This is a genomic window from Candidatus Microthrix subdominans (genome assembly GCA_016719385.1).
Lineage (GTDB): Bacteria > Actinomycetota > Acidimicrobiia > Acidimicrobiales > Microtrichaceae > Microthrix > Microthrix subdominans.
This window is the reverse complement of record JADJZA010000001.1, coordinates 351,824-369,660: the sequence shown is the minus strand read 5'-3', so window position 1 is coordinate 369,660 and position 17,837 is coordinate 351,824. Positions and strand designations below refer to the sequence as shown.

The following is a 17,837-nucleotide window of genomic DNA, read 5'->3' as shown; positions in this document are numbered from 1 at the left end:
AGCCGAAACGGGCGGGGCTCAAAACGTCAACTGGTAGTGCTCGACGGCTCGCACGAAGGCACCGGGTACATAACGGGGCGGAGCCTCCGCGCTGAGCGACCAGTCGGGAAGGCGCTCGAGCACCTGCCCGATCATCATGCGGATCTCCGTACGGGCCAGGCTGGCGCCCAGGCAGAAGTGCGTGCCCAACCCGAAGGCGATGTGGTTGTTGTGCTCGCGGGTGACGTCGAAGCGCTGGGGCTCGTCGAAGACCCGCTCGTCCCGGTTGGCCGAGGAGTACATCAGCAGCACCGTTTCCCCGGCGCTCAGCTGTTGGCCGCCCAGCTCGTGGTCCTCGGTGACCACCCGCGACATGTTGAGGATCGGCGTGGTCCAGCGGATGAACTCCTCAACCGCCGGCCCGTCGAGCAGCTCGGGGCGGTCCCGCAACAGCGCCCGCTGTTCCGGGTGTTCGGCCAGCGTCCACAGGGTGTTGCCCAACACGGTTCGGGTGGTCTCAGCGCCGCCGTCGATCACCAGCAGACACTCGGCGATGATCTCGCCGTCGTTCATCGGACGACCGCCAACCTCGGCCTGGGTCCAGAGCGACACCAGGTCGTCGGTGGGGTCCGCCCGGCGGGCCTCGATCAGCTCGGAGGTGGCGATCGCCACCTCGAAGGCACAGTTGGCGCCCTCGTCGGTCATGTAGCGGTCGCCGCCACCCAGCGGGATCGTCAGCTCGGACCAACGCTTGATGTCGCGCCAGCGCTCGGCGCCAAAGCCGAGGTCCTCGGCGATCATGATCGCTGGTAGGGGCGCTGCGAGGTGCTCGATGGCGTCCACCTCCTCGCCGACGGCGATGCGGCGCTCCACCTCACTGATCAGCTGATCGATCACCTCGCCGATGCGCTCCTCGCGCCGGGCGACCGCCCTCGGCGTGAAACGCCGGTGGATCAGCCGACGATGATCCTGATGTCGGGGATCGTCGAAGTTGATCATCGACGGGTTGCTCTCGGCGTCGCCGCCGTTGATCGGGCGGAACGCGCCGAGGCTGGAGTATCGCTCGGCGTCGCGGTCGACCAAGGCGACATCGCGGTAGCGGCTGATACCCCACAGGTTGTTGATGTCGTCCCAGTAGATGGGTGCCTCGTCGCGAAGCCATCGGTAGGTCGGCTCGGGATCGGCGGCATACAGATAGCCGTTCAACAGGTCGATCTGCGGCCCTGCACTCTGACTCGAAGCTGTCCCTTGATTCCCCACCGCCCCATCATGGCCGACCGACCACGAGCGCTGCACCGGTGGCTGCTACGCCGGCACCACCGGTGCCGACGGGCAGAGCCCTCGATCTAGCCCGGGCTGGCGCTGTGAGCCTGTTGGGCCACCTTGGCCCACAGGCGCGCACGGTCCACGTCGGAAGTGTGGGTGCCGGGTACGCGCACGTCACTGCGGATGCGGCGGTCGAGCCATAGCTCGCCAGAATGCTCCAGGGCCTCGGGAGCCGACGCCAGCCACAGCGCCGTGTCGGCACCCTCCTCCGGCGAGCGCAGGATGGGCCCCATCACCTTGTAAAACGTTTCCAGCTGCCCGGACACGCCCGGGGTATCGACCCAACCGGGATGGGTGGAGTGTGTCACCACCTCGTCGGCCGGCCACCGCTGGGCGAACTCGGCGGCCAGGTCGACCTGTGCCCGCTTGGCCTCGGCGTAGGCGAAGGTGCCGTTGTAGTCACGCTCCTCCCACTGGTCGTCGTCGGACTGGCTGCGCAGGTACATGCCACCGGAGGTCATCCAGATCACCCGCCCCGGCGCCGCCACGCTCAGGGGATGATGCAGCAGTTCGGTGAGCAGAAACGGACCGACCACCATCGACGCCCACGTCGCCTCGATGCCCTGGGCGGTTTCGGTGCGCTCGGCGATGATTGCGCCGGCGACGTGGGCGAGCACGTCGATACGGGGGTGATCGGCCATTAACGTCCGGGCCAGGGCGCCCACCTCATCGAGATCACCAACGTCGGCCCGGCGGAACATCGGCGGCGGCTGGTCGTCGGCGACCGCCAGCGCGGCCAGGTCGGACGCGATCTGCTCACCCTTCTCGGCGTTTCGACCGATCAGCTCCACTGTGGCGCCGCGCTGAACAGCTCCCTCGGCCAGCGCCGAGCCGATGCCCGACGTACCGCCGGTGATCACGACCACCTTGCCGTCGAGCCGGCCCGGCGGCTGCCAGCCGAAGAGACGGGAACGGACCTTGGGCCCGATCTCGGTGAAGCTGGCCACGACCGTCGCCTCGAGGAGGCCGTCAGCCGCCCGTCGGGCGGTTCGGGCTGCGGTGGCGACTGCGCTTGTTGATGAGGTCATGAGCTGATGTCTTCCCGGATCGATGTCACCCGTTGTGCGTACCCGAAGAGCGGCGCCGCAACACCTCCAGGGCCTCGTCGGCGTGCACCTCCATCTTCGTCTCCGAGCTGATCTCGGCCAGCAGGGTGCGATCGGTGTCGATGACGAACGTGGACCGACGGTTCCAGAGCGGGCCCGGGCGCTTGGCGCCGAGCTCCTTGGCGATCTTGCGATCCGGGTCGGACAGCAGCGGGTATCCCAGCGAGTTCTTGGCGTCGAACTTGGCTTGCAGCTCCGGCGAGTCCGCCGAGATACCCACCCGTTGCGCGCCGACGGCGTCGAACTCCGCCCCCAGGTCACGAAAGTGGCACGTCTCGGCCGTACAGCCACTGGTCATCGCCTTCGGGTAGAAGAACAACACCACCGGGCCGTGAGCGAGCAGCGACGACAGCGAGCGCTGCCTGCCGTCCTGGTCGGTGGCGGTGAAATCGCTGACCTGGGCTCCGACGTTCATCAATGCTCCTCGATGGGTTGGTGGATGCAGCCGGTGGCTGCGGTGGGCCGATGGCGCCAGCCCCGTTATTCGGTTCTTCGGAGCCGGTGGCAACCCTGGATGCGCGTCGCGGCGACCAGGCGCCCCGCCGTCACTCGTCGGTGTCGACAAACTCGAGCTGGGCGTCGATGCGGTCGGTGCCCACCGCCAGCGACGCAATGCGAACCGTCAGGTCGTCGACGTTGGGAAGGGGATAGGAGATCGGCAACCGGGCGACGATCGGCATGACCGACGCGCCCAGCGTGGCAGCGGCGCGGCCGATGCCATCGAAGACCCCCAGCGGGCCGGGCAGCTCCAGCCAGGCACCGGCCAGGCGAACCTCGAGGTGATCCTGGCGTCGCGTGAGGTGCACAGCCGTGCGAACCCCGGTGCGGAAGTCGGGTATCGGCGGGCCGAGCACCCGGGTGTTGCGCACCCCCACCGAGAGCGACCCGGGTGCGGCGGACAGATCGAGGTCGAAGGGGGCGGGGATCCCCCCAAGGGCCCGGGTGGCGAGAAACGACAGCACAGGGCCAAGCAGGTCAGCGTCGATCGACACGCCGATGCGGTCCTCGCGCGACGGGGGCGTCCGGTGCGCACTGGCCGTCTCGCCGGTCACGCCACCGATGGTGACGGTCAGCGCGCCATCGGTGCTTCGGATCACGGCCCGGCCCGGCGACAAACCAAGCTCGGCGACCGGGATACCGGTGAGGTCCATCCCGACCGGGCCGACCTCGCGGCCCAGCGAGGAGAACAGGGTGTCGCCGGTCTCGGCCAGCGCCATCTGGGCCATCTGTGCCATCGGATCGCTGGGCGCAGCGCCCTCCACCCCGATCACGCTCGCCCCGAGAAACTCCACCCCGGGCAGGTCGATGACCAAGCGAACCTGGTCCACCCCCAGGTCGAGCTGCGCCTCGACCAGCGCACTGACCTCGACGTCGAGCGGCGGCAGCGAGATGGGCAGCGGCTCACCGCTCGGGCGGCCGACCGTCACCCGGCCATGCACCCGCACGGGCACCCGGGCGTCGGCGCGCTCGACCAGATCGAAGTACGCCCCGACGATCGTGACCGTCAGCCCGACCTCAATCGAATCGATCATCGGCAGCGACACGGTGCGCACGACGGTGCCCGCCACGAAGCCGTCGCCCACCGCCGCTTCGACGGCGCGCTCCAGCATGGGCCCGGGTACGGTCACCATCACTGCCGGTTCTACCATGCGCTTGTTCTAGTTCAGCGCTGCGGCGTTGCGCCTACGGCGCCTCACCGAGCCTCGCTCAGACGGTCGACCAGCCCCGGCGCGGATCGGCCGTCGGCACACCACCCGTCGGCACCCACGGCGCTCACCCAGGCGGCGTCGGGTACCCCGGTTCCCCCGACCAAAACCGGGACGTCGATGGCCGAACGCAGCCCGGCGATCGTGCGTCTCGTTGCTTCCTCCTCGCCTTCGACCGCAACGCTCAGGCAGATCGCAGCCAGGTTGTCGACCTCTCGGGCCACGTCGATCAGCTCGGTTCCCGGCACGTCGGCGCCAAGGTCGGTGACGTCATACCCGGCCGCCCGGAAGATGTCGGCGACCACCGCCGATCCCAGGCTGTGGCGGTTGCCCTCGACGGCACCGACGATAATCCCGCCACGACTGCGACCGGGACGGGTGGCCGCCGGGCCCAGCCGTCCGATCAGCCTGGACGCAACGACGGTGGCCCGGTGTTCGTCGGCCACGCTCACCTCACCGTTGCGCCACCGGCGTCCGATCTCGGCCATCGCAGGCTCGATGAGCTCGCACAACACATCGACCGGGGCGATCCCGGCACGCCGAGATTCCTCGACGAGCAGCCAAGCTCCGCCCTGGTCGCCGCGCAGCAGCGCAGCGGTCATCGGCGCCAAGCGTGAGCCGTCGAACCTGGCGGGGCGATGACGACCGGCCGAGTCGGCCTTGGATGTGCCTCGAGCGCCCCCGCCGGTGAGGGCCTCCAGGTCGCCAAGGCGCACCTTCCAGATACCGCCCGACTTCTCGGCGGCCAAACGGGACGTTCTGACCCACCGATAGACGGTCATGTAGTGCACGCCGGCCAGCTCGGCGGCCGCGGGCAGCCCCAACAGCGTGTCCTCCGGCAGCGAATCGGACGACCTCGGATCGGCCGGCGACGAACCGGAGCGACCGTCGTCGGACTGCACTGGATCGGACTGCCTTGTTGCGGACTGCCCGCTCCCACCAGGGGGAACGCGGGCTCCGTCGGTCATGCGATGCTCGACAGCTTCCGCATGGCCCGCCACGACGGATGGGTCAGCTTGGCGAGCGCCCGATGCTCCAGTTGGCGGATCCGCTCACGGGACAGGTCAAGCTCCTCGGCGACCTCGACCACGCTGCGGGGCTCGCCGCCGTCCATGCCGTAGCGAAGCTCGACGATGGTGCGCTCCCGCTCGTCGAGCACCTCGAGCAGCGCCTCCAATTCCTGTGGGAGCAGCCGGGCGCCGACGTTGTCGACCTCGGCCTCAGCGTCAGGATCGGCCAGGAAGTCGCCCAGCTCGGCTCCGCCGTCCTCGCCGACGTTGGCGGACAGCGACACCGGGTCGGCGCCGACCCGCATCAGGTCGAGCACACGGTCCTCGGGAAGATCGAGCGCCTCGGCCAACTCCGGCACCCCGGGTGGGCGGCCGAGCGACTGCTCGATTTGGTTTTGGGCCTCCCGCATGCGCAGCAGGTCGTCGTTGGTACGCGACGGCAGCCGAACCGTGGTGCGGGTGGCCGCAATGCCACGAGCGATGAACTGGCGGATCCACCACACCCCGTAGGTGGAGAACCGGAAGCCCTTGTGGTGGTCGAACTTCTCGACCGCACGGATCAACCCCAGGTTGCCTTCCTGAATCAGATCGAGCAGGGGAAGACCGGAGGCCTGGTAGCGCTTGGCCACCGAAACGACGAGCCGGAGGTTGGCATTGATGAACGCCTGGCGGGCCCGTTCGCCCGAGCGAACCTTCATGCGCAGGCGCGTTCGTTCGCTGCGAGAGAGGCTGTCGGCCGCCTCGAGCGCGGCTTGGGCTTCCCGCCCCTCCTCGATGGCAGAGGCGAGTTCTCGCTCGCCGGCCGGGGTCAACAGGTCGTAGCGACCGATCTCGTCGAGGTAGGCCGCCACCGGGTCGGACGCGCTGTTGGGCCGGCCACGGTCGCTGCGCCGGTTCGCCTGACGGTCGTGTCGCCGGGTCAGCGCCTCACCACCGGCGTTGGTGGATTGAGTGGTGCGCACGTCGCCTCCTTGCTGTGACGGGTCGATCTGAGGGCTGCCGACCTGTCCGATGAATGGTACCTAATTTAGTGCTAAATGACAACCAGCGATCAGGTAAACCTGCCGGCGGCCCGATTTGTTCCCCTCCCAACCACAACTCACCGGCGTGTCCGGGGACCGTCCGGCCAGTCGTCGATCGTCCCAAACCGCAGCCGACCATCGCCTGAGCGCGCCGCAAGTACCCGTCCGTCGGGCGCTGGAAACAACCAAGCCGTGACATGGACCGCCCTTTGCTCCGATGCGTTCCCTCGATCCCCCGGCGCCGCCCAAACGTTGGAGGGGCCGGCACTGGCTTCGTTAGGCTGATGCCGCGTGGCTTCACCGATGCAACGCTTCGGGGCGCCACGACGGCGCGTCGGGAACGACCACAGATGAGGACCGGCCAGCCATGAGCCCTACCCCGTCACAAGCGATCACCCTCGACGGCGTCACCAAGACGTTTCCCGGAGCAACCGCACCGGCCGTCGACTCGCTGGACCTGGAGATCACCCCCGGCGAGCTGGTCGTGTTGCTCGGCCCCTCCGGCTGCGGCAAGACGACCACCCTGCGCATGATCAACCGGCTGGAGGAACCGACCTCCGGCCGGATCACCGTCAACGGCGTCGACATCGGCGACAAGCCGGTCGCCGAGCTGAGGCGGGGCATCGGCTACGTCATCCAGGACGTCGGCCTGTTTCCCCATAAGTCGATCGCCGACAACATCGGCACCGTTCCCCGGCTGCTCGGCTGGAGCGGGGCCGACATCGACGCCCGGGTCAGCGAGCTGGGTGAGCTGTTGGAGCTCGACTCGACCCTTCTACGCCGCTACCCCGCCGAACTTTCCGGTGGACAGCAGCAACGCGTCGGCGTGGCCCGAGCGCTTGCAGCCGACCCGCCGATCCTCTTGATGGATGAGCCGTACTCCGCCGTCGACCCGATCGTCCGCGGCCGTCTCCAGGACGAACTGCTCGGGCTTCACGATCGGCTGGGCACGACGATCGTGATCGTCACCCACGACGTTGACGAAGCCCTGAAGCTGGGCGACACGATCGTGTTGATGTCGGCCGGGGGCCGCATCGCCCAGTCGGGCCCACCGTCCGAGCTGTTGCGCAACCCCGCCAGCGAGTACGTCACCAGCTTCCTCGGGGGCGAACGCGCACTGCGCGGTCTGGGGTTGGTCCCGGTCAGCGAGCTGATGTTGACCCCACCCAACGGGTCGAAGGGCCCAGAGTTGGACGCCTCGGCCTCGGCCCGGGAAGCGCTCGACCTGTTGTTGGAGTCCGGCTCCGCCACGCTGGTGATCACCAACGACGGGAAGCCCCATGGTGAGCTGGGCTTCGACGACCTGGTGGCAGCCACCGCTTCGGGGTCCATGTCCTCCCGGAACGACCAGTGAGCATGACGTTCCCCCTCGGCGCCGCTGCGGTGACCCAACAGCCCGACGCCGGCGAGCCGCTGATCCGATGGGACTGGTTGGCCAGGCACCTCGACGACATCGCCGTCCGCACCTTCGAACACATCCAGCTCACCGCCATCGCCGTGGGCGTCGGGCTGGTGGTCTCGCTCGCCCTGGGCCTGGTCGCCGTGCGTTTCCGCTGGACCGCCACGCCGATCGGGTGGTTCTCCGGCGCGCTCTATGCAATCCCCAGCCTGGCGTTCTTCGGGCTGCTCATCCCGTTCTCGGGGTTCTCGATCTTCACCGCAGAGATCGCACTGGTCGCCTACACGCTGTCGACGCTGGTGCGAAACGTCATCGCCGGCCTCGACGGCGTACCCCCCGCCGCCCGTGCTGCGGCCGATGGGCTCGGCTACACCCCAACCCAACGCTTCTTCAAGGTGGACCTGCCACTCGCCGTGCCCACGATCGTCGCCGGGCTTCGGATCGCCACCGTCACGACGATCGGCCTGGTGACGGTGGCCTCGGCCGTCGGGTTCGGTGGATATGGCGTGTTCATCACCGACGGCCTCAACCGCGACTTCCCCACGCCGCTGATACTGGGATCGGTCCTGTCCCTCCTGCTCGCCATCGTGGCCGACCTGCTCTTCAGCGTGCTTCAGCGGTCCCTCGCCCCCTGGGACCGCGTGGGCCGGAGCCGCAAGCCCACACCAGGCCTGAGCGATGAGCTGGGCGATGAAGGGCTGCGCCAAGCGGCCATGGAGGACACCCGTGCGTGAGATGATCGACTTCCTCACGGCGTCGAGTTCCTGGTCGGGGTCAGCGGGTATCCCCGAGCGCCTGGCCGCCCACGTGTACGTGTCGATGCTCTCGATGGTGGTTGCCGGCGTGATCGCCCTGCCCGCCGGGCTGTGGCTGGGCCACCGCAACCGGGGCGCAGCCCTCGCCTCGGCGGTGGCCAACGCCGGCCGGGCCATCCCCACCCTGGCGCTGCTCGGCCTGGCCACCGTGGCGGTCGGCATCGGGTTCTGGCCGACGCTGATCGCCATGGTGGCACTCGCCATCCCACCGATGTTCACCAACACGTTCACCGGCATCCGGGGCGTCGACCCAAGCGTTCGCAGCGCTGCGGTCGGCATGGGCTTCGAGGACTTCGAACTGCTGCGCCAGGTGGAGATCCCACTGGCGATGCCGCTGATCCTCACCGGCGTTCGCATCGCCGCGCTCCAGGTCGTCGCCACGGCGACGCTCGGTGCGCTGGTCGGCTTCGTTGCGCTCGGCTCGTTCATCGAGGAGGGACGGCTTCAGCCCGATAAGGGCAAGCTGCTGGGCGGGTCGTTGCTCGTCATCGTGTTGGCGCTGGCCGCCGACGGGCTGGTCGGGGCACTCGCTCATCGATCAAGCCGCTGGCAGCGCCTGGGCCGCAGCCGTTGAGGCAAACGGGCCGCATCGCCCACCTCACCTGCGGTGAAGCGGGATCGACCGGGAATCGTTCGGGCGCCAGACAGACGGAGCGTCAAATGCTCGGCCCCCACGTCGCGCCTCGCTAGGTTGTTTCGACACCCACGAGAAGGGCGACCTACATGACACGAAATCGCACGATCAGACACCTCGGAGCGGGCATCGCCTCGCTCGTGATGGTGGCGGCCGCCACGGGATGCGGCAACGACGACGAGTCGTCCGCTCCCGACGCGGACAAGCCTGCCATCACGGTCGGCATCCAGGACTTCGGCGAGTCCCAGGTGGTCTCGCAAGTCTACGGCCAGCACCTGGCCTCCGTTGGCTACGACGTCGACTATCAGGAGCTGGGCGGCTTCCGCGACCTCGTGCTCACCGCCTTCGAGTCCGGCGACATCAACTTCACCCCCGAGTACGCCGCCTCGATGCTCGAGTTTCTCAACGACAACGCCGGCGAGGCCACCAACGACGTGGGCGAGACCGTCGACGCGCTGAAGCCTCAGCTGGAGAAGAAGGACCTGGTGGCCTTCGAGCCCACCGAGGCCGTCAACACCAACACGTTCGTCGTCACCGAGGAGACCGCCAAGGCCGAGAACCTCACCTCGATCGGTGATCTCGGTGACGATCTCAAGCTGGGCGGCCCCCAGGACTGTCCGACCAACCCCGGCTGTCTTGCCGGGCTGAAGAGCATCTACGGCGTCGACCTGTCCGGCAACTTCACGCCGCTCGACGGCGGCGGCCCCAACACCAAGCGCGCTTTGAAGAACGGCGACATCGACGTGGCGGTGCTGTTCAGCACCGACGGTGCCATCGCCGAGAACAACTGGGTGGTGCTCGAGGATGACAAGGGCCTGCTCAAGGCCGACAACATCATCCCGGTGGCGTCCAAGTCGCTCGCCGACGAGGGCGGCGACGACCTGGCCAGCGAGGTGGACAAGGTTTCGGCCACGCTGACCACCGACAAGCTGATCGAGTTGAACAAGAGCTTCGACATCGACAAGGAAGACGCCAAGGACATCGCCGAGGAATTCCTCGCTGACGAGGGCCTCAACTAACCGGCTCCACGGTTCTGGCGCCTGGTGCGCCCGCTGATCAGACGTTTGTGGACTCACCCAGCCGCTCGGCTGGGTGAGTCCCGTTTTGAGGGCGTTAGCCGCGCTCGGTGGTCTCCAGGTCGAGCGGCCCCTTGACGAACCGGAAGATCAACGGATAGCGGTACCACTCACCACGGTTGGCCGCCACCATCGCCATGATCGGCAGCACCAGCGCAACCAGCCCGATCGCCATCGTCAGGGGGAACAGAACGAAGAAGCCACCAAAGGCGACGCCCCGACCAAAGACGAACGTGCCGCCCATAAGGAGCGCCATCACCCCGAGGGGCAACGCAAAGGACACGATCGTCAGCGTGATCGTGAAGTTCAGCGCCTCGGCGGCGTGGTGGCGCACGAACTGCGACCGTTCCTTCGTCACCGCATAGAAGATGCCGGTGCCGATGAGGCCGCCGAGCATGGCCAGCAGGTTGGCGACCAGCCCCATCGACCGATCGCTCGCCGGGTCGTGGCTCCACGGCTGGTTGGAGTAGTCAGGCCTGGGCGCGGCCACACCGGGGCCGGCCGCCTGCCACGACGATCCGCCAACGTGCGCTGTCCATGCGGTGCCATCCCACCAGCGCGCCACCCCCTGTGGGTCGGCATACCACCCGGGAGCGGGCCCGGCGCCTGGTGCGTTGCCCTGCGATGTCTGGTCGGAAGTGCCGTCGGGGCTCAGTAGCCCTGACCCCCGTAGCCCTGGACGCCGCCCGGCTGGTCGAGTGGCCCCTTCACCAGGCGAAGGGTGGCCGGGTACCGGTACCACTCCCCCTTATTGGCCGCCACCGCCGCCAGGATCGGCATGATGAAGCCCCACAGCATGAGGAACGGCATGATCAAGAAACCGATCAACACGATGCTGAGGACGATGGTGGCCGCCCACGCGATCGCCAACGTGATCGTGAAGTTCAGCGCCTCGGTGACGTGGTGGCGTACAAAGGGCGACTTGTCGTTGCTGACCGCGTAGTAGATGCCGGTGCCGAGAATGCCGGTGAACAGCGCCAGCACCTGGGCGACCACCGCCGAGCCGGTGTCGTCGGCGACCCCGGCGCCCGCCATGTTGGCCATCGGTGGGACGGCCGGCGGCGGGGCGTAGCCCTGCTGGGCCGGGTCCGGCTGGGCGTAACCCGGCTGCGAGTAACCCGGCTGCGAATAATCGGGCTGGGCCGGGTCCGGCTGTGAGTAACCCGGCTGTGAATAACCGGGCTGGGCCGGGTCCGGCTGGGCGTAATCGGGCTGTGAATAACCGGGCTGGGCCGGGTCCGGCTGGGCGTAATCGGGCTGCGAATATTCGGGCGGCGCCTGGGCCGTCGAACCCTCGCCGGACGGCGGCGGAGGAACGCTGCCGTACCCACTCGAATCGGGCGGCGGCGGGGGTGATGGTGGCGGGCCATCGCCGCTCATGTCGGGCGGCGGCGGTGCCGATGGCGCCGGGGTTTCGGCTCCGATCGATGGGTCGGCCGCGGGTGGCGACGTCCCCTCCTCACTTGCGGAGGGCGTGCTCGGCTGGCCTTCGTCGCTCATCATGGTCCTTTGCCGGTTGGTGGTGCGGTCGTCGGATCGAGACGGTGAACCACAAGAAGTTACCATTCGACGAAATCGCCCGAGCCGAGTAATGCGGAGCGGGCAACGCCAAACGTCCGGCCGTCGGACTGGGAAATCGGCAAGACTGCACGACCGCGGCGACCCAGGGAGGCTGCACATCGACGCCGAGGCCCTGCTGGTCACCGCTATCTCATTGCGCTCCGAGTTGAGCGGCATCACGCTGCCGTTTTCCGCCCCCTCGACCGAAACGTCCCGCCACTCGGCCGCCACCGCCGTCCAGCAGTTGGACGACTACATCGTGCCCCGTCTCTCCAGCCTGGACGCACCTGCGCTGGCGGTGATCGGAGGCTCGACCGGGGCCGGCAAATCGACGCTGGTCAACAGCATCATCGGGGCCGACGTCACCCGTCCCGGTGTCCTCCGGCCAACGACCACCGCGCCGGTGCTGGTGCATCACCCGGACGTCGCCGCCGCTTTCGAGGGGGACCGCGTGCTCGGCGGGCTGGCGAGGGTCAGCGGCAGCGCTGCCACCGGTGCGGCCGAGTTGGAGATCGTGGCGTCGACAACGCTGTCGGCAGGCCTGGCCATCCTCGATGCCCCCGACATCGACTCGGTGGTCAGCCAGAACCGGCAGCTGGCCGGCCAGTTGCTCGAAGCCGCCGATCTGTGGGTGTTCGTCACCACCGCCGCCCGTTACGGCGATGCGGTGCCTTGGCGGTTCCTTCGTGACGCAGCAGCACGCGGGGTGGTCCTCGCTCTGGTGATCAACCGCATCCCGCCCGGCGCCACGGCGGAGGTCGTCGCCCACTTCACCGAGATGCTCGAGGCCGAAGGCCTGCACGACGCCCCGCTCTTCGCCTTCGAGGAGCAGACGCTCGACGACGGACGCCTGCCGGCGTCGGAGGTCGACGAGCTGGGCTCATGGCTGGAGCAGGTGGCGTCCGACCGGGCGGTTCGGGCCGAGGTGGTGCGCCGAACCCTGACCGGCGCCCTCGGTGCCTTGTCGGATCGGGCCGACGAGGTGGCGACTGCGCTGGCCGACCAGCAGCGGATCAGTGACGCCCTGCTGGCGTCGGCGGCCGCACCGTTCAACCTCGCCCGGGCGCAGCTGTCGACCGAGGTGCGCGACGGCACGGTGATGCGGGGCGAGGTCATGGCCCGCTGGGCCGACCTGGTTGGCACCGGCGAACTGCTGCGTCAGCTTCAGAGCAAGCTGGGACGTTGGCGCGACCGCGTGACCGCAGCCGTCACCGGGCGTCCTACCGAGTCCGATCGCTTCCAGGGTGCTCTCGAGAGCGGCGTCGAGACGCTGGTGCGGGCACGAGTGGCCGAGGCGACCGCCGCCGCATCCGAGGCCTGGCGTGCCCACCCCGCAGGTGCCGCCCTGCTCGACGAGGCCGACGACGACCTCACCCGCCCGTCACCCCCGCCCCAGCCGACGTGATCCCCCCGTGGCAGGAGGGACTGCTCGATCTGCTCCGTACCGAGGGCGCCAACAAACGCAGCACGGCCCGTGCGTTGAGCTACGGCGTCACGGCATGGCGCTGGTGTTGATGGTGGCCACGTTTGCCCACACCGGCGGCCTGACCGGGGCCGAGGTGGCGATCGCCGGCGGGTCGTCGGCCGTCGGCCAGAAACTCACCGAGGCGCTCCTGGGGGATCAGGCGGTGCGGAAACTGGCGGCCGACGCCCGCACCGACCTCGACCGACGCTTCGGCGTGCTCATCGACCGAGAGGCCAACCGGTACCGCTCCCAGGTGTTCGACCGGGGATTCGACCCGGGTGCGGCCGAACGCCTCGCCGGCTTGATCCAACAACTGCGTCGCGGGGTGAACCGATGAGTGCCCCCGACGTTCCGGCAACACCGTCCCGCCGGTCGCAGCGCTCGACCGCCAAAGCCGCCGATGCGCTGGCCGAACGCCTGGACGTCCTTGGCCAGGTGGTGGCGTTGTCGGATCATCGCCTCGATCCGGCCGCAGCGGATCACGCACGCGTCGCCCTCGACGCGGCCCGCGGTCGGCTTGGCCACGGCACCACCCACACGGTCGTGGCCCTCGCCGGCGCCACGGGCAGCGGCAAGTCGTCGATGTTCAACGCCCTGGTGGGCGAGGATCTGGCCGAGGTCGGCGTGCGGCGGCCCACCACCTCGTCGGCTCGGGCGGCGGTCGTCGGCGACGGGGCATCCGGTCTGCTCGACTGGCTGGGCATCGACCGCCGCCACGCTGTCGGCGGCCCCGCTGACGAGCTGGCCGGCCTGGTGCTGATCGATCTGCCGGACCACGATTCGACCGCCGCCGAACACCGGGCGGAGGTCGACCGACTCGTCGAAGTGGTCGATGCGTTCGTGTGGGTGGTCGATCCGCAAAAGTACGCCGATGCCGCCCTTCACGAGGGCTACCTGCGACGCTTCGCCGGTCACGCCGCAGTCACGCTGGTGGTGCTCAACCAGATCGACCTGCTGGCGGAGACCGACCGCGCCGCCACCCAGGAGCACCTCGGCCGGATGCTGGCCGAGGACGGCCTGGTCGGCGTGCGGGTGTTGCCGACATCGACCACCACCGGCGCAGGGGTGGACGCGCTGCGACGAGAACTGGCGGCTCGGGTGGCCGAGCGACGAGCGTTGCTCGCACGGCTCGACGCCGACCTCGACTGGGTGGCCACGGAGTTGGCGGCGGCTGTCGGCGACACGGTCCCCCGGCCGGTCGACCCTGCGTCGGCCAGGGCGCTGGCCAACAGCTTTGCCGTGGCAGCCGAAGTGGAGGTCGTCACCGACGCCGTGGCCGCGTCCCACCGGCGGCGATCGGCCCATGTGGCGGGATGGCCACCAACACGCTGGGTCGGACGATTGCGACCCGATCCGCTACGCCGGCTGGGGCTGGACAAGGAACGGCTGACGACGCGCCGACGCCACGGCGGCGACCACGACGACGCAGCCGGACCCGACCGCACCGTCACCGTGCCCCGTACGTCGCGTCCGGCGCCCAGCGCCGTCGCAGAAGCAGGTATGGACGAGGCGCTGCGAAACCTGAGCGACCATGTCGGCAACGGCCTTCCCCATCGCTGGCGCAACCGGCTCGATGACGTGGCCAGAGCGCGGCGCGACGAGCTCCCCGACGCGTTGGATCGCTCCGTCGGCGCGGTCGACCTGCCCACCCGACGCCCCGGCTGGTGGTCGGTGGCCTCGACGGCGCAGTGGCTCTTCACCGCTGCGATGGTGGTGGGTGTCGTGTGGCTGCTCGCCATCGGCGTCGTCGCAGCCTTGGGTCTGCCGGAATTGCCCACGCCGAGCGTGGGTCGGATCCCCTGGCCCACCATGCTCGCCCTGGGCGGCGCTGTCTGCGGGATTCTGGTGGCGCTCATCGTGGGGTGGGCAGCCGCCGTCGGAGCGCGACGCCGGGCAGCACTCGCCCGGCGAGCCCTCGTCGAGGCCACGGCGTCGGTGGCCGAACAGTTGGTGATCCGCCCGGTCGATGCGGAGGTGGCCGCCCTGGCGGAGCTGACCGCGTTGACCCGACGCCTGGACCGCTAGCTGAGGCGGCCGGGAACGCATCAGCAACTCGGGAGCCCACACCACCCCAGACCGCGCTCCTGACTCCCCACTACACCACCCTGTCGCAACTCGGGAGCCCACACCACCGCCAGACCGCGCTCCTGACTCCCGAGTACGGGTCCAGGCGGGGGTTCGGGACGGTGACCCCGACGCTGGGGCTCTCGCATGCGATAGACGTGGGGCATGCGTGCAGCGGTGTGTTCCCAACTCGGCCCGGCCCAGGACCTGACCGTCGGCGAGATACCCGACCCGACGCCTGGTCCAGGCCAGGTGCGTCTCGAAGTCCGGTCGGCAGGGGTGAACTACGTGGACGCCTTGTTCGTCGAAGGTCGCTACCAGATCAAGCCTCCCCTCCCCTTCGTACCTGGCAGCGAGGTGGCCGGCGTGGTCGTCGAGGTGGGGCCCGACACCGACGGCGCCCCCGAACCGGGTACCCGGGTACTCGCCTCGATCGGGCTGGGGGGATTCGCCGAACAGGTGGTGGCTCCGATCGACGCCATCGTCGCCATCCCCGATGGTCTGAGCGACAACCAGGCAGCCACATTGGTGCAGAGCTACGCCACCATGCGCTTTGCCTTCACCCGGCGAACGACGGTGCGGGCGGGCGAATGGGTGGCGGTCCTCGGCGCCTCCGGCGGCATCGGCATGGCCGCCATCGACGTGGCCCGCGACCTTGGGGCCCGGGTGGTCGCCGTCGCGTCGAGCGAACAACGCCTCGATCGGGCGGTCGCCCAAGGTGCCGAAGCGACGATCAACACCGCGACGCTGGGTTCGGCCGACCCCTCGACGCCGGTGGACGGCGTGGCGTTGAAGAACGCCCTGCGAGAGGCGGTCGACGGCGGCGTCGACGTCGCCGTCGACCCGGTCGGCGGGCCGGCGACCGAAGCGGCGCTGCGGGCGCTCAACGCCTTCGGCCGGTTGGTGATCATCGGGTTTGCCGCCGGCGATATCCCCGTGATTCCCGCCAATCAGGTGCTGTTGCGCAACCGGACGATCGTCGGGGTGGATTGGGGGGCGTGGGCCATGGCCAACCCGGCGGAGAACCTGGCGTTGGTGCACGACATCCTGTCCGACGCGGCAGCCGGACGGCTCCACCCGCAGGAACCCACCGAGTACCGGCTGGACCACGTCGGCGCGGTGCTCGGTGACCTGCTAAACCGCTCGCTGGCGGGCAAGGCGGTACTGGTGCCGTGAGCCCCCGCAGCGGTGGCGGCTTCGCCAGCGCGCTCCCCGGCCCCGAGCACCGGGCCAGCCCTCCCGGGCTCCCCGATTTCATCGCCGAGGTACGCGACGCGCTCGACGCCTCGGGGGTCCTCACCGATCCGGTCGACCGCGAGGCCTACGCCACACCGTGGCGGGGCACCCCCGGCCGCACCCCGGTGGTGGTCCGCCCTGCGACGACGGCGGCGGTGGCCGAGGTGGTCCGTTTGGCAAGCCGCCACCGGGTGCGGCTCATCCCCCAGGGGGCCAACTCTGGCCTGGTCGAGGCGTCGGTGCCCGACCGCTATGGGCACATGGTCGTGCTGTCGTTCGAACGCCTGCGCAGCCGGCTTGAGGTCGACGTCGATGACCGCACCGTGATCGCCGACGCCGGCGTGCGGCTGTCAACGTTGAACGAGGCGCTCGCACCACACGGGCTGTCTCTGCCGATCGACCTGGGCAGCGACCCGTCCCTCGGCGGCATGGTGTCGACCAACACCGGCGGGGCCCGGATGATTCACCACGGCGACCTGCGGCGTCACCTGCTGGGGCTCGAGGTCGTGTTGGCCGATCCCCCGGGGGCAGTGCTCGACGACCTCGGCGCCCTGCGCAAGAACAACACCAGCCCAAAGGTGAGCGACTGGTTCATAGGAGCGGCGGGTCGGTTTGGCATCGTCACCGCCGTCGCCCTCGAAGTCGCCGCCATCGACCGGGATCGGGCCACCGCGTTTCTGGTTCCGGCCGACGACCGGGCGGCCGTGACGATCACCGCCGCCCTGGAACGGGCGTTGGGCCACCGGCTGCGCGCCGTCGAGGCCATGGACGCCCAGGCGCTCGGTCTGGCCGCCGGAGAGCCCGGCGTGCACAACCCGTTCGGCGAGGACGCCCCGCCTCCGCTCACGCTTCTGGTCGAGGCTGCCGAGACCGACCCGGCACCCGATCGTTCCGCGGAGGAGGCGCTGGTGCGAGCGCTCGCCGAGCTGCCCGGCTCGGTATTGCTCGACGCGCTGGTCGTGCCGCCCGGCGACGCGTGGGGCCTCCGGCATCGGGTCAGCGAAGCGCTGGCGCGGTCCGGCACTGTGATGGGGTTCGACCTGTCGGTTCGCCGCAGCCGCCTCCCCGAGCTTCGGGCAGCGCTGGACAACGACGTCCGCCCGTACCTGCCCGACGGCGCCAGCCTGGTTGAGTTTGGGCACTGGGGCGACGGAGGCCTCCACGCCAACCTGGTCGTTCCTCACGCCGCTACCGGCGGACGACCGCCCCACCCCGAGACCATCGCCGGCCTGCGGCGACGCATCTGGGCGGTGGTCGCCGGCCTCGGTGGATCGTGGGCCTCCGAACACGGCTGGGGACCGACCAACGACGATGCGCTTGCCGCCCACGGCGACCCGGTGCGGATCGATCTGCTCGACCGCATCGAGGCGATGCTCGATCCGCAGGACATCCTCGGCCGCCCCCGCCACCCCTGAGCCCGCACACCCCTGAGCCCGCAC

General features: G+C 69.6%; 15 protein-coding genes and 1 pseudogene. 8 read left to right on the top strand and 8 right to left on the bottom strand.

Annotated features, from left to right (window positions below):
* Positions 1 to 18: 18 nt before the first annotated feature.
* The 6 genes from IPN02_01800 to IPN02_01775 form a co-directional block, all read right to left on the bottom strand.
* Entirely contained in the window at positions 19 to 1,185 is a 1,167-nt protein-coding gene (locus IPN02_01800; GenBank protein MBK9295612.1) for a cytochrome P450, read from the bottom strand.
* A 140-nt stretch (positions 1,186 to 1,325) separates the two neighbouring features.
* Positions 1,326 to 2,333 (bottom strand): SDR family NAD(P)-dependent oxidoreductase, encoded by a 1,008-nt coding sequence (locus IPN02_01795; GenBank protein ID MBK9295611.1) that lies wholly within the window; start codon positions 2,331 to 2,333, stop codon positions 1,326 to 1,328.
* A 25-nt stretch (positions 2,334 to 2,358) separates the two neighbouring features.
* Entirely contained in the window at positions 2,359 to 2,826 is a 468-nt protein-coding gene (locus IPN02_01790) for a peroxiredoxin (GenBank protein ID MBK9295610.1), read from the bottom strand.
* 130 nt (positions 2,827 to 2,956) lie between these two features.
* Positions 2,957 to 4,060: a hypothetical protein gene (locus IPN02_01785; GenBank protein ID MBK9295609.1), complete on the bottom strand. Its 1,104-nt coding sequence runs from the start codon at positions 4,058 to 4,060 to the stop codon at positions 2,957 to 2,959.
* A 44-nt stretch (positions 4,061 to 4,104) separates the two neighbouring features.
* A complete protein-coding gene (locus IPN02_01780; GenBank protein ID MBK9295608.1) occupies positions 4,105 to 5,019 on the bottom strand; it encodes a B12-binding domain-containing protein in 915 nt (304 codons plus the stop codon).
* A gap of 62 nt (positions 5,020 to 5,081) precedes the next feature.
* Positions 5,082 to 6,089, bottom strand: coding sequence for a sigma-70 family RNA polymerase sigma factor (locus tag IPN02_01775; protein MBK9295607.1), 1,008 nt, complete (start codon positions 6,087 to 6,089; stop codon positions 5,082 to 5,084).
* A 427-nt stretch (positions 6,090 to 6,516) separates the two neighbouring features.
* On the opposite strand from IPN02_01775, the gene IPN02_01770 reads away from it, so the two are divergent.
* The 4 genes from IPN02_01770 (at position 6,517) to IPN02_01755 (ending at position 10,016) form a co-directional block, all read left to right on the top strand.
* Positions 6,517 to 7,503: an ABC transporter ATP-binding protein gene (locus IPN02_01770; protein MBK9295606.1), complete on the top strand. Its 987-nt coding sequence runs from the start codon at positions 6,517 to 6,519 to the stop codon at positions 7,501 to 7,503.
* Positions 7,504 to 7,505: 2 nt separating this feature from the next.
* Entirely contained in the window at positions 7,506 to 8,282 is a 777-nt protein-coding gene (locus IPN02_01765; protein ID MBK9295605.1) for an ABC transporter permease, read from the top strand.
* Positions 8,275 to 8,937 carry an ABC transporter permease gene (locus IPN02_01760; protein MBK9295604.1) on the top strand — a complete coding sequence of 221 codons (663 nt, stop codon included), beginning with the start codon at positions 8,275 to 8,277 and terminating at the stop codon, positions 8,935 to 8,937. The genes IPN02_01765 and IPN02_01760 overlap by 8 nt, the downstream gene beginning before the upstream one ends.
* A gap of 149 nt (positions 8,938 to 9,086) precedes the next feature.
* Positions 9,087 to 10,016, top strand: coding sequence for an ABC transporter substrate-binding protein (locus IPN02_01755; GenBank protein MBK9295603.1), 930 nt, complete (start codon positions 9,087 to 9,089; stop codon positions 10,014 to 10,016).
* Between the two features lie 94 nt (positions 10,017 to 10,110).
* Here the strand turns inward: IPN02_01755 and IPN02_01750 are convergent, their stop codons facing one another.
* Positions 10,111 to 10,638, bottom strand: a complete 528-nt coding sequence (locus IPN02_01750; protein MBK9295602.1) for a DUF4870 domain-containing protein — start codon at positions 10,636 to 10,638, stop codon at positions 10,111 to 10,113.
* Between the two features lie 86 nt (positions 10,639 to 10,724).
* Positions 10,725 to 11,573, bottom strand: a complete 849-nt coding sequence (locus IPN02_01745) for a DUF4870 domain-containing protein (GenBank protein MBK9295601.1) — start codon at positions 11,571 to 11,573, stop codon at positions 10,725 to 10,727.
* A 196-nt stretch (positions 11,574 to 11,769) separates the two neighbouring features.
* Here IPN02_01745 and IPN02_01740 point away from each other — a divergent pair.
* From IPN02_01740 to IPN02_01725, 4 genes and pseudogenes are all read left to right on the top strand, one after another.
* A pseudogene (locus tag IPN02_01740) lies at positions 11,770 to 13,435 on the top strand (ABC transporter).
* A complete protein-coding gene (locus tag IPN02_01735) occupies positions 13,432 to 15,123 on the top strand; it encodes a 50S ribosome-binding GTPase (GenBank protein MBK9295600.1) in 1,692 nt (563 codons plus the stop codon). The pseudogene IPN02_01740 and the gene IPN02_01735 overlap by 4 nt, the downstream one beginning before the upstream one ends.
* A gap of 204 nt (positions 15,124 to 15,327) precedes the next feature.
* Positions 15,328 to 16,338, top strand: coding sequence for an NADPH:quinone oxidoreductase family protein (locus IPN02_01730; GenBank protein MBK9295599.1), 1,011 nt, complete (start codon positions 15,328 to 15,330; stop codon positions 16,336 to 16,338).
* Positions 16,335 to 17,813, top strand: coding sequence for an FAD-binding oxidoreductase (locus tag IPN02_01725; GenBank protein MBK9295598.1), 1,479 nt, complete (start codon positions 16,335 to 16,337; stop codon positions 17,811 to 17,813). Before IPN02_01730 ends, IPN02_01725 begins: the two co-directional genes overlap by 4 nt.
* The last annotated feature ends 24 nt before the right edge of the window (positions 17,814 to 17,837 follow it).